11 protein-coding genes are annotated in these 12449 nt (G+C 57.6%); 9 read left to right on the plus strand and 2 right to left on the minus strand.

Going from position 1 to position 12449, the window contains the following annotated elements:
• Window positions 1–45 precede the first annotated feature (45 nt).
• Window positions 46–705, plus strand: coding sequence for a class I SAM-dependent methyltransferase (locus CFB02_RS16195; RefSeq protein WP_088558824.1), 660 nt, complete (start codon window positions 46–48; stop codon window positions 703–705).
• A gap of 444 nt (window positions 706–1149) precedes the next feature.
• Here the strand turns inward: CFB02_RS16195 and CFB02_RS16200 are convergent, their stop codons facing one another.
• The gene (locus CFB02_RS16200) at window positions 1150–1554 is read right to left on the minus strand and encodes a VanZ family protein (RefSeq protein WP_088559280.1); all 405 of its coding nucleotides are present in this window, start codon (window positions 1552–1554) and stop codon (window positions 1150–1152) included.
• A gap of 97 nt (window positions 1555–1651) precedes the next feature.
• Between CFB02_RS16200 and cysZ the strand changes: the two genes are divergently transcribed.
• From cysZ to CFB02_RS16230, 6 genes are all read left to right on the plus strand, one after another.
• Window positions 1652–2401, plus strand: a complete 750-nt coding sequence (cysZ, locus tag CFB02_RS16205) for a sulfate transporter CysZ (RefSeq protein WP_008172957.1) — start codon at window positions 1652–1654, stop codon at window positions 2399–2401.
• 16 nt (window positions 2402–2417) lie between these two features.
• Window positions 2418–5279 carry an RNA polymerase-associated protein RapA gene (gene rapA, locus CFB02_RS16210; protein ID WP_088558825.1) on the plus strand — a complete coding sequence of 954 codons (2862 nt, stop codon included), beginning with the start codon at window positions 2418–2420 and terminating at the stop codon, window positions 5277–5279.
• A 130-nt stretch (window positions 5280–5409) separates the two neighbouring features.
• Window positions 5410–7860 (plus strand): acyl-CoA dehydrogenase, encoded by a 2451-nt coding sequence (locus CFB02_RS16215; protein WP_088558826.1) that lies wholly within the window; start codon window positions 5410–5412, stop codon window positions 7858–7860.
• Window positions 7861–7877: 17 nt separating this feature from the next.
• Window positions 7878–8258, plus strand: coding sequence for a fluoride efflux transporter CrcB (gene crcB / locus CFB02_RS16220; protein WP_008172952.1), 381 nt, complete (start codon window positions 7878–7880; stop codon window positions 8256–8258).
• A 239-nt stretch (window positions 8259–8497) separates the two neighbouring features.
• A complete protein-coding gene (locus tag CFB02_RS16225) occupies window positions 8498–8704 on the plus strand; it encodes a cold-shock protein (RefSeq protein ID WP_008172950.1) in 207 nt (68 codons plus the stop codon).
• A gap of 170 nt (window positions 8705–8874) precedes the next feature.
• The gene (locus CFB02_RS16230; protein ID WP_088558827.1) at window positions 8875–9570 is read left to right on the plus strand and encodes a lysophospholipid acyltransferase family protein; all 696 of its coding nucleotides are present in this window, start codon (window positions 8875–8877) and stop codon (window positions 9568–9570) included.
• A gap of 50 nt (window positions 9571–9620) precedes the next feature.
• Here CFB02_RS16230 and CFB02_RS16235 read toward each other — a convergent pair whose 3' ends face one another.
• Entirely contained in the window at window positions 9621–10424 is an 804-nt protein-coding gene (locus CFB02_RS16235) for a dienelactone hydrolase family protein (protein ID WP_172835839.1), read from the minus strand.
• 157 nt (window positions 10425–10581) lie between these two features.
• Here CFB02_RS16235 and ald point away from each other — a divergent pair, with 157 nt between their 5' ends.
• Both ald and CFB02_RS16245 read left to right on the plus strand, forming a co-directional pair.
• Entirely contained in the window at window positions 10582–11700 is a 1119-nt protein-coding gene (gene ald / locus CFB02_RS16240) for an alanine dehydrogenase (RefSeq protein WP_088558828.1), read from the plus strand.
• A gap of 22 nt (window positions 11701–11722) precedes the next feature.
• Window positions 11723–12295, plus strand: a complete 573-nt coding sequence (locus CFB02_RS16245) for a glutathione S-transferase family protein (protein ID WP_088558829.1) — start codon at window positions 11723–11725, stop codon at window positions 12293–12295.
• Window positions 12296–12449: the final 154 nt, after the last annotated feature.

Raw genomic sequence — 12449 nt, forward strand, 5'->3', positions numbered from 1 at the left:
CACGGCTACAATAACGCCTTCCGGAAAATTGAGGTTGGGTACCCCATGTCAGTGGACAGTCTGAATCAGCACCTGCGCAAAACCCTCTCCCGAGGCCGGGTGGCCGTATCCCGTCCTGCCGGCTGTGAGCGCATTGCCCTGTACCTCTTTGACCCGAGGGTGCTTGAGGGGCCGTTATCGCACGAAGAGGCCCAGGCGGTCGTTGCCGAACCCGCCTACTGGTCGTTCAGCTGGGCCAGCGGCCAGGTGCTCGCCAACTGGATTCTGGACAATCCCCATTGGGTTGAGGGCAAGCGCGTCCTGGATTTCGGCTCGGGATCCGGAATCGTGGCTGTCGCGGCGGCAATGGCCGGAGCGAAGGAAGCCATCGCCTGTGACATTGATCCGGCTGCGCTGGACGCGGCCAATGCGAATGCGGCTCTCAATGGTGTTTCCGTTGGCCTTTGCCCTGACTGGGCAGCCCGACCGGACGAAATAGATGTCGTGACCGCTGCGGATGTGCTCTACGATCCGGAAAACCGGCCGTTGCTCGGCGTTTTACGCGAGGCGGCTCCTCGGGTGCTGCTGGCGGATTCGCGGATGAAAGTGTTGGGTGACGATGCCTACCGCAAGCAGACAACGCTTGAGGCCCGGACCTGGCCGGATCTTAACGAATTCGAGGAGTTCAATAAGGTTCGTATCTACCTGGCCGAGAACAACCAGTGATGGATCAGGGGTGAGAAAAAAGAAGGTATAAAAAAATAAAGGGCAACCAAACGGTTACCCTTTCTCGGAACAGGTCGGCGCATCCTTGCGCATTGGGCAACAGCCGTGTTGCGAGATCCTTGAGCCACTCCGTGGTGCCGGCATCCGAGCCGGCTATCCGAATAGTTATCCCTTAAGCGAGGCGTCCTTGTGTCCCTACCTCTCCCCGCGGTCCTTGCCGGGGTGCATCCAGTGCGTCGTCCATTTCCCTGTCATCCTTGACGACAACAATATACCAACTGGATTTTGACAAACGTGTGAAATGTGCACGCATCGCGGAAGATGTCAGCGTGGGTGCATCCAATAAAATAAAATTATCAGTGAGTTAGCTTTTCCCTAAAGAATGTCTTGCATTGCTGCGCACACAACGTCACTGCAAGATCTCACGTCTTTGTAAGAGATATCTCACAGCGAATCTGGCGAATTTCGCAAATCCGGTTTGCCGGTGTTTCGGATGCCGGGCCAGGGAAGAAGTCCGATGGCAATGCCGGCGCCGTCCGCGGCCAGATCGGCCAGGGAAAATTCCCGATAGGGGAGGGTTGCCTGGATAAGCTCAATGCCAAGGCCAAAGCCGAGCAAGGCCGGCGCAAACCAGATGGCCCGGAGCTCCGGCCAGGCCAGCCGGGTGAGGATGGTGAGCTCGAGGAAGGCGATAAAATGGTTCACCTTGTCGTTCGACGATGAGGGTATGGCATGAGGGCTGTCGGTTGTCGCAAGAAACACGATGGCCAGAACGGAAACCACAAAAGCTGCCTGCCAGAGGGGGCGGTATTGCAGCAGGCTGGTCAGTTGTTGTTTCAATGTATCCATCGGGGAAGTCACTGAGCGTTCTCGGGCTGTGGGAATGTTGCCAACATGGTATGCTTTGCGCCCCGTCATTGTCATTGAAGCGGAGGTCCTGCCAGCTATGCTCAAGGGTAATTTTTTTCGTGGACTGGGCTACCTGGGTGAGGGTTTCCGCCTGATTCGTCAGCCCGGTCTTCGGCTGTTCGTCATCATTCCACTGGTTATCAATATTCTGCTTTTCGGATTGCTGTTCTTCTTCATGGGAGAGCTGTTTGCAGGCCTGATTGCCACCGCGATGTCGTGGTTGCCGGACTGGGCGTGGCTTCAGGCACTGGATTGGCTGTTCTGGATTCTGTATGGGGCGGTCATCGTACTGATGCTCGCCTACGGCTTTGTGATCGTTGCCAATCTGATTGGTTCCCCTTTCTATGGCTATCTTGCCGAGCTGACAGAAAAGCACCTGACTGGTCAGGAGGTGAATACCGATGACAGCTGGGCATCGATCATCAAGGATATTCCCCGCGCACTCTGGCGCGAGGTTCAGAAAATCCTGTATTACCTGCCGCGGGCTATCGGTTTACTGATCATCGGTCTTATACCGGTTGTTAATCTGGTTGCTGCTGTTCTCTGGTTCCTGTTCAACAGCTGGATGATGGCGCTGCAATACGTGGACTACCCGGCAGACAACCACAAGGTCAGTTTCCCTGCCCTGCGTCGTTTGCTCGGTGACACCCGCCTGTCTGCCTTCGGCTTTGGCCTGCCGGTGGCGCTGGCCGCCATGGTGCCGGTGCTGAATCTGTTTGTTGTGCCGGCGGCGGTATGTGGGGCGACGGCTTACTGGGTGCGTGAGAACGGCGCCACAAGAACTTAATTGGTCTGGAGGTTTCTTGGATACATCGGAATTTGTTATTGGTCAGCGTTGGGTCAGCCACAGTGATACCGGCCTGGGGCTCGGGATCGTCACGGATATCTCCGGGCGCCGGGTGACCCTCGGGTTTCCCGCCGCCGATGAGGAGCGCACCTACGCGATTGATAACGCCCCGCTGTCCCGCATCATCTATCAGTTGGGGGAAGAGATTGAGACCTTCGATGGCGAACGGTACACCGTCCGTGCAGTTGAGGACCGGGGCGGGGTGCTCCTGTATCACGGGGACGACGGCACCGATCTGCACGAAATATCCGAGGTGAAACTCGCCGGATCCGTGAATTTTTCAGCACCGCACCAGCGGCTGTTCGCGGGTCAGTTCGATCGCAACGGCGCCTTTCGCCTGAGGTTTGCCACGCTCCAGCACATGAACCGCTTGCGGGCATCGTCAGCCCAGGGGTTGATTGGCGCCCGCACGCAGCATCTGCCACACCAGATCTACATTGCCCATGAAGTTGCCCGGCGCCATGCGCCGCGGGTTCTTCTGGCAGATGAAGTCGGCCTCGGCAAAACCATCGAGGCAGGGCTGATCCTCCATTATCAGCTGCACACCGGTCGGGCAAAACGTGCCCTGATCGTGGTGCCGGATTCCCTCACCCATCAATGGCTGGTGGAAATGCTCCGCCGCTTTAATCTGCGATTTTCCATAGTGGACCAGGGTCGCTACGACGCTCTGAAAGAGCAGGAAAGCGACGTGGATGCGCTGGTTAACCATATTTTTGGCGATGAAGATGCGGTGAATCCGTTCGAGAGCGAACAGCTGGTGCTCTGCAGTCTCGACTTCCTGAAGAAAAGCCAGAAGGCGCAGGACGATGCCCTCAAGGCTCATTGGGACCTGATGATTGTTGATGAAGCCCATCATCTTGCGTGGAGCCCTGAAGAGGTTAGCCCGGAATACCGGATTGTTGAGGAACTGTCGGTGGTCAGCCGCGGCCTGCTCTTGCTGACAGCAACGCCCGAGCAGGTGGGTATCGCCAGTCACTTTGCCCGCCTGCGGCTTCTCGACCCGGCCCGTTTCCATGATCTGGAAACCTTCCGCAAAGAAGAGCAGCAGTATGAAGCCATCAACAGTGTTGTCCGACGGCTTCAGGACGAAAACTCCGATATCAGCGAGGGCGATCAGAAGCTGCTGCGGGAATGGTTGGGTGAAGAGCTGGACCAGCTGTTTGCCGGTGACAATCCGCGGCAATCGGTGATCGATGCCCTGCTGGACCGGCATGGTACCGGTCGCGTGCTGTTCCGGAACACCCGGGCGGCCATCCAGGGATTTCCCGAGCGCCGACCCGATCCTGAACCGTTGCCTTGTCCGGCCATGTACGAAGGGCAGGCTTCAGGTATTCAGGGGTTGACCCCGGAGCAACTGGTGCCTGAGGAGCAGTGGCTGGAGGACGATCCCCGGGTTGAGTGGCTTGAGAAAAAGCTGGTCGGCCTGCGCCCGGCCAAAGTAGTGGTTATCTGTGCCAGTGCCCAGACCGCCATGGCCCTCGAGCATTATCTCCAGCTGCGGGCGGGTATCCGCAGTGCTGCCTTCCATGAGCACCTGAGCCTGATCGAGCGTGATCGCGCCGCCGCCTATTTCGCCGACACGGAGCAGGGTGCCCAGGCGCTGATCTGCTCTGAAATCGGCAGCGAAGGCCGCAATTTCCAGTTTGCCCATCACCTCGTGCTGTTCGATCTGCCCGCAAACCCGGACTTGCTCGAGCAGCGCATCGGGCGACTGGACCGGATCGGTCAGACAGAAGCGATTGATATCCACGTGCCCTATCTGCGTGGCACCAGTCAGGAGGTGCAGTTCCGCTGGTTCCACGAGGGCCTGAACGCCTTTGCCGAAAGCTGCGCGGTGGGCGTTGCCGTTCAGGAAGCGGTGCAGGCCCAGTGGCAGCAGGCTATTGATGGCGACCTTGATGTGGCTGATGGACTCGTCGAGGCCTCCGCGGACGAAGCAACGCGCCTGAAAACGCTCTTGCAGGCTGGCCGTGATGCCTTGATCGAGCTGAATTCCTGTCGCCCTGAGGTGGCAGAGGATCTGATCGCAGCCATCGAAGACGAAGAATTCGAGGCCCGGGTTCGGGATTACATGATGGAGGCTTTTGACATCCTCGGCGTGGATGTCGAAGACCATGCCGATCACTCCGACATTCTGCGACCCGGCGAGCAATATCAGGCCGGCCATGTCGCCGAATTACCGGAAGACGGGATTACCGTGACCTGGGACCGACAGAATGCGCTCGAGCGGGAAGACCTGGCCTTCATGAGCTGGGAGCACCCGATGGTCACGGGGGTGATGGACTCGGTGACCAGTTCCGGCCTTGGCAAGGCCGCCCTCGCCAGCCTTTCGGTGAAAGCCCTGCCGCCCGGAACGCTGTTGATGGAGGCCCTGTTTACTGTGCACTGCCCGGCACCGGAGGCTCTTCAGCTGACCCGCTACCTGCCGGTCTCGCCACTTCGGCTGCTGGTGGACGTGAATGGCAAGGAACTCTCGGGCGCGTTGCCCCACGACCGGCTCAACGAGATGTGCTCGAATATCCGGCGGCGCACGGCCCAGGCCATCGTTCCGCAGATCCGGCCCCAGGTCGAAACCATGGTGGATCACGTGGAGCGGTTGTCGGAGCCTCATCTGGAGCCCCTGAAGTCGCAGGCGCTTGAGCAGTTGGAGGCCAGTTTCGGACCGGAAATCCGGCGGCTGGAAGCATTGCAAAAGGTGAATCCGGCGATTCGTGAGGAGGAAATCGACTTTTTCCGCGATCAGTTCGAGGCGGCAAAAGAGGCGATAGGGCACGCCAGCCTGGCATTGGAAGGCATTCGTGTGATCGTGACCGCATAACGGCAGGTGTGATCCCCGTAACTGGCTGACTGTGCGGCAATTGCTGGTCAGCCCTCATCTGATGCGGTACCGTAAACGTAACGGTTTATAGTCTTCGACATTCCCGAACCATGGATGACAGAGAGAACCTATGATGACTTTCCTACTGTTTGTAGTGGCACTGGCTGGCCTGCTGATTGTGACGCGGCGCGAGTCCGGTGCAAAGTCCGCGATTGGTGTAATGGCCGTTACCGGCTTGCTGTCGTTGATTTTTGCCTCTGGTTTGCTGGCCCTGATTTTGTTTATTGGTGCCGCCGTAACAGCCGCCGCCGGCCTCCCGGGGTTTCGCCAAAGCTGGCTGACACCCCGCATTTTCGCGATGTTCAAAAAGGTCGCACCGAAGGTGTCCGAGACTGAGAAAGTGGCACTCGAAGCCGGTACGGTCGGCTGGGACGGTGAACTCTTCACTGGTCGGCCCGACTGGCACAACCTGCTGATAAACCGTAATACGGGCCTGAGCGAGGAAGAGCAGGCCTTTGTCGACAACCAGTGTGTCCAGGCAATTTCCATGTGTAACACCTGGGACGTGGCGGTCGAGCGGGCCGATCTGCCCAAAGAGCTGTGGGACTTCCTAAAGAAGGAAGGTTTCTTGGGGATGATCATTCCCAAGGAATACGGTGGCCTTGAATTCTCTGCCAAGGCGCAGTCTGCAGTTCTGCAAAAACTGGCATCCAACGAGACGCTCATGGTGTCTGTGGGCGTACCCAATTCCCTCGGTCCTGGCGAACTGCTCGTCAAGTACGGCACCGAGGAACAGAAAAACCATTACCTGCCAAGGCTTGCAGACGGTCGTGAAATTCCGTGCTTTGGTCTGACGGGCCCAAGGGCTGGTTCGGATGCGACGTCGCTTCCGGATACCGGTATCGTTTGCAAACAGAAAGTCGATGGCAAGGAAGTTGTCGGTATCCGGCTCAATTTCGAGAAGCGTTGGATCACCCTGGCGCCCATCGCCACGGTTGTTGGCCTTGCCTTCCGCATGTTCGACCCGGACGGGCTCCTGGGCGAAACCGAAGACTACGGTATTACCTGCGCACTGATCCCCAGGGACACCAAAGGCATGGAAATCGGCCGTCGTCATTGCCCGATTGGCAGCCCGTTCCTGAATGGCCCAATCAAGGGTAAAGACGTCTTCATTCCGCTGGACTACATCATCGGTGGCGTGGATATGGCCGGTCAGGGCTGGCGTATGCTGGTTGAGTGCCTGTCGGTAGGTCGCTGTATCACCTTGCCGTCCGGTGCGGCCGGTGCGGCTGCGTCGGCCGTTGGCACCGCTGGTGGTTTCACCCGCATCCGCCGTCAGTTCAATACGCCGGTTGCTGATATGGAGGGTGTGCAGGAGCCTCTGGCCCGAATCGCCGCCAAGACCTATATCTCTCAGGCAGCTGTAAACCACACGGCCAACATGATTGATAAAGGTGAGAAGCCGGCAGTGCCGTCTGCCATCCTTAAATACCACCTTACCGAGTTCCAGCGCGGTGTATTGACCGATGCCATGGACGTTCACGGTGGCAAGACCGTCACGCTTGGCCCGCGTAACTACCTGGGCATAGGCTACAGCGGTGCCGCTGTCTCGATCACTGTTGAGGGTGCCAACATCATGACCCGCAGCCTGATGATCTTCGGTCAGGGCGCCATTCGCTGCCATCCGTATGTGCTCAAGGAGCTGGCGGCCAAGGACAACGATGATATCAACGCGTTTGACGATGCGTTCTTCGGCCACGCCGGGCTGATTTTCGGCAATGCCGCCCGCGCCTTCACCCAGGCTCTGGGTCTTGGTCGGGCAGATGTGCCGTTTGACAGTGCCAGTCGCAAGTACGCGCAGGCCGTTGCCCGCTTCAGCGCGGCCTTTGGTCTGTGCTCGGATGCCGCGATGACCACGCTTGGCAGCGAACTGAAAATGCGGGAGCTTATCTCTGCCCGGCTGGGGGATATGCTGTCCAACCTGTACCTGGCTTCCATGGTCCTCAAGAACTGGCACGAGACTCAGCCGGTAGAGGGTGAGAAGGAAGTAATGGAGTACAGTCTGGGCATGCTGCTGCATCGCACTGAAAACGCCCTGGATGAGTTCCTCCAGAACCTGCCGAATCGCGCCGTGGCGCTGGTTCTGCGCGGCGTCACGATGCCGCTCGGCCGTCGCTGGGGCAGTCCGCAGGACGACCTTGCGCGCAAACTGGCTCGTGCAATATCCACAGACACGCCTATCCGCAACAAGCTGATTGCCAGCATCTGGCATACCAATGGCGAGGGCACCGTGGAGAATCCGGTGGCTCGCTACAACGGTCTGCTCAAGGACTACGACAAGGCAGAACAGCTATACCGGAAAGCGACCAAGGCCTACGCCAAAGGTGAATTGCCGATGACCGCCTTGCATCCGGAAGAGCGGTTTGAGGCGGCCCTGAAGGCTGGTATCTATACCAAGGAAGAGGCCGATTTCATGCGCCAGTATGAGACCGTTGTACTTGAGATGCTGACGGTCGATGACTTCCCGTTTGATGAGTTTGCGCGCAACAAGGAAACAGTGATTGATCACAACCCTGCCTGACAGGAGACAGCCCTGACATGTGGTTGTCGTTCGTTGCTGTGAGTGTTGGCGCCGTTATCGGCGCCAACCTTCGTTGGGCTCTGGGGTTGTGGTTGAACACGACATACCATGCCGTTCCCTACGGAACGCTGGTTGCCAACCTCAGTGGTGGTTGGCTGATCGGGCTGCTGATCGGTTACTTCAGCCATGGCACCACGCTGGCACCAGAGTGGCGGCTCTTTGCCATAACCGGATTGTGCGGTGCCCTGACCACCTTTTCGACGTTTTCACTCGAGATGTTTGCTGCCATTCAGGACGGCAAATGGGCCATGGCCATCACCGGTATTCTGGCCCACGTTGTCGGCTCCATCCTCATGACTGCACTGGGAATTTACACCTTCGGCCTAGTGAAGGGATGATGGGTACCACTACCTACACAAATTCTCGAAAATACCCTTGGCAAGCTTCGGATTCAGGAGTAGAGTGAAGGTCGTAGGAAAGATTCAGCAAAGCATTTCATGAATAAGACGTACCTCCGCAGTTAGTAGTGACCGTCCTGTTTTTGATTCAGCGAGTTCTGTATTTCCGCAAAACGCCGACCTGACACTATGAAGGTGCGAGGCGGCAGATAATATGATTGATTTCAGGAAGTTTAAGTATGTCTACTACTACCGGTACTGTTAAGTTCTTCAACGAAGCAAAAGGCTTTGGCTTTATCACTCGTGAAGGCGGCCCGGACGTTTTTGTTCACTACAGCGCTATTCAGGGCAGCGGTTTCAAAACTCTGGCAGAAGGCCAGCAGGTTGAGTTCACCGTTACCCAGGGCCAGAAAGGTCCTCAGGCGGAGAACGTTGTTGCCCTGTAATCCCTGATGGATTCGGCAATAACCGCCAAAAAGGCAGCTTCGGCTGCCTTTTTTAATGGCTGAAAAACGCCTGGCAAGGTGGCACGCTTTTGTCATTTTCCCATCATTGTGTAATCTTTACCGACCTGCTGCTCGTTTAACCGGAAGTCGAGATCTCCAGGAATCATGACATGCTCCGACTGCTCAAGGCCGCCTGGATCCTGTTCTGGGCCATACTGCTCACCCTGATTCTGTTCTTCCCGATTGTTATTGCAGCCCTGTTGGGGAAGCGAGGGGATGCAGCGTTCCACGGCACCCAGATCTATGCATGGATCATCCTGAAAGTCTGCGGTATCCGCCTCAAGGTTCGTGGCAGGGAAAACATCGAGCCCGGTCAGCGATATGTCATTCTGAGCAACCATGCCTCCTATCTTGATCCCCCGGCGCTGGTGCTCGCCCTTGGTCTGCAATATCGATGGGTGATCAAGAAAGAGTTGCGCAAGGTGCCCCTGTTCGGATTGGCACTGGAAGCCTCGCGGAATTTGTTTATCGATCGTTCGAAAGGTAGTGATGCACTGGAGAGCATCAAGCGAGGTGTCGGCCAGCTCCCGGACGGCACCGGCATTCTGATTTTCCCGGAAGGAACCCGTTCGTGGGATGGCAAATTACTACCCTTCAAGAAGGGTGGTTTCGTCATTGCACAGGATGGCGAGCTTCCGATTCTTCCCGTCACCATCTGTGGGTCCCACCAGCGATTGCCCAAGGGAAGTGTTGCGTTCAGCAGCGGTGACATCGAAATCGCCATTCATCCCCCGATGGCGTCCGGGGCTTTGCCGCTGGATGATCTGATGACAGACGTTCGCAACAGTATTGCGTCGTCCCTCTGAAGCAGAAGAACCCGGCCGTCCGGCCGGGTTCCGGTGTTCAGCGCACGGTGTTACCGGGTGAAAATAGCCTCGTAGAAACGCATGGTTCCCTCCCAGGAGCGTGTGGCGGCCTCTTCGTCATAACCTATCGGCATGCCGAACTCCTCGGCGACCTTGTCAGCGCCAGGATTGGTGAATGAGTGCAGCACGCCGGGAAAGCTCACCAGGGTGAGATCGACTTCTGCGTCCTGCATCTCCTTCACCAGGCCGGCGACCTGGTCTGAGGGGACCATCTTGTCGGCACCACCGGTGTACACCTGAACCCTGGCCTTCACTGTTCCGGCTTCGGCGGTTATGGGGCTGCCAAGCGCACCGTGGTAGCTGACGACGCCGTCCAGATCCAAGCCCATACGTGCCATATTCAGGACTACCGCGCCGCCGAAACAGTAGCCTTGTGCAGCGATGCGGGAAGCATCAACGCTTTCATGGTTTTGCAGGATCTCCATCGCCGTCATGAAGCGCGCCTTCACCTGATCCATGTCCTTGGTCGCTTCCTGCATGAACTTCTGGGCGGTATCAGGGTGGTCCGCCTGCTTGCCAGAGCCATACATATCCAGGGCAAACGCGGTGTAGCCGGCAGCGGCAAGCCGCTCTGCCTGATCCCGGGCGAATTCATTGTGCCCCCACCACTCATGGACCACCAGAACGCCCGGGCGTTTCTCTTCGAATTCGTCATCCCAGGCCATGTAGCCGGTAAAGGTGGTTTCACCGACCTTGTATTCAACGGTCTTGGTTTGCATTTCTGCCAGTACCTGTGTGCTTGCCAGAGTTAGTGACAGGGCTGCGGCGGTCGCCGCTGTTTTCAGAGTTTTCATGATCTGTCCTGCTCCTTTTGGGTCGGATGGTCTTTTTGTCCGGAAATCTACGCCCGGAACCGTTAAACCGATGCAATCAGTTGCCAGTCCAGTATAGGACCTTTTGACTACACTACAGTCAGACACTCGCAAATCCCGAATGATCTGGAGGTTGTGTATGAGGATCGGTGTACCCAGGGAAATCAAGAACCGCGAATACCGTGTAGGTATGACACCCGCTGCCGTTCATGAGCTGTGCGGCCACAATCATGACGTGTTTGTGGAAACCGGAGCTGGCCTCGCTATCGGCTTTTCCGACGAGGATTATCGGCAGGCCGGAGCGCGAATTCTTGAGACGGCCGGGGAGGTTTTCGATACGGCAAAGTTGATCGTCAAGGTGAAGGAGCCTCAGGCCGAAGAGCGTGCCATGCTGAAGCCGGAACACACGCTCTTCACTTATCTGCATCTGGCACCGGACAAAGCGCAGACGGACGACCTGGTGAAGTCCGGCGCCACCTGCATTGCCTATGAGACAGTGACCGACCATGGAGGGCATTTGCCCCTGCTGGCGCCGATGTCGGAAGTCGCCGGGCGCATGTCGATCCAGGCCGGTGCCCATTGTCTGGAGAAAGCCATGGGCGGTCGCGGCGTGCTATTGGGCGGCGTACCCGGTGTCAGTCCGGCGCGGGTAGCGGTCGTTGGTGGCGGCGTTGTCGGCCAGAATGCGATTGCCATGGCGGTCGGGTTGGGTGCCCACGTCACGGTTCTGGACCGCAACATGGACGTACTCAGAAACCTGGACCATCTCTACGGCAACCGCATCACAACCCTGTTTTCAACGGCCCAGACTCTCGATCAGGCGGTGACGGAATCCGATCTTGTCATCGGCAGTGTGCTCATTCCAGGGGCCTCTGCGCCCAAGCTGATTACCCGTGACATGATTCGCCGGATGCCGGAGGGAAGCGTTATCGTGGACGTTGCCATTGATCAGGGTGGCTGTGCCGAAACCTCCCGGGCCACGACGCACGACGATCCCACGTATATTGTTGATGGTGTGGTACATTACTGCGTGGCGAATATGCCGGGCGCCGTTGCGCGCACATCGACTCTGGCGCTGAATAACGTCACCTTGCCTTTTGTGGCGGCCCTGGCCAATAAGGGTCCGGATCGGGCGATGAAGGAAGATCAGCACCTCAGGGCCGGGTTGAACGTGGCCGCGGGCAAGGTGACCTACAGGGAAGTGGCAGAAGCGACCGGGCACCCATACACCAACCCTGAATCCCTGTTGGGATCCTGAGTGTGAAATCCTCGGAGAAACCATGAAACTGATCGGATCCACTACTTCACCTTACGTTCGGCGCATTCGTATCCTGCTGGACGAAGAGCCCTATGAATTCCTCAATCTCAATATCTATGGTGAAGGCCGGGACGAGCTGCGGCGAAACAATCCGACCCTGAAAATTCCGGTACTCGAAGACGGTGGCAAGGAAATCTATGATTCCCGGATTATCGCCCGTTACGTCAGTGCCAAACAGGGCCGCGATCCGCTGACCTGGGACCAGGAAAACCAGCTGACCATGATCGATGGCGCCAATGACTCCGCGGTCACCATGCTGCTCTCGGAGAAGTCCGGAATCGATACCAGCGGCGACCTGATGTTCTTCAACCTTCAACGTGAACGCATCATGACAACCTTGCGCACGCTGTCGGCAATGGCGGAAGAGGGCCAGTTCGAGGAATGGAATTATCCGGCCATCTGTCTTTATTGCCTGGTAGACTGGCTGGATTTCAGGGACCTGGTGGACTTTTCCGGTGTGGAGAGCCTGTTATCCTTCCGCGACAGCCACAGGGATTACCCCTGGGTTGCCGAGACCGATCCGCGCAATTCCTGACTTCGCGCGGCTGGCAATCGCCGGCCGCCGCCTCCAGCCAAGGCTGAAAAAAACTTGCCCGGTCATCCTGCGTCATTTTACTTTCGCAATCGCCGTTCTTGACTATAGTTAGGGTTAAGGAACAGCGTCTGATCTGCCGGTTACCGCGTTCCGT

The organism is Marinobacter sp. es.042 (assembly GCF_900188315.1).
GTDB lineage: Bacteria > Pseudomonadota > Gammaproteobacteria > Pseudomonadales > Oleiphilaceae > Marinobacter.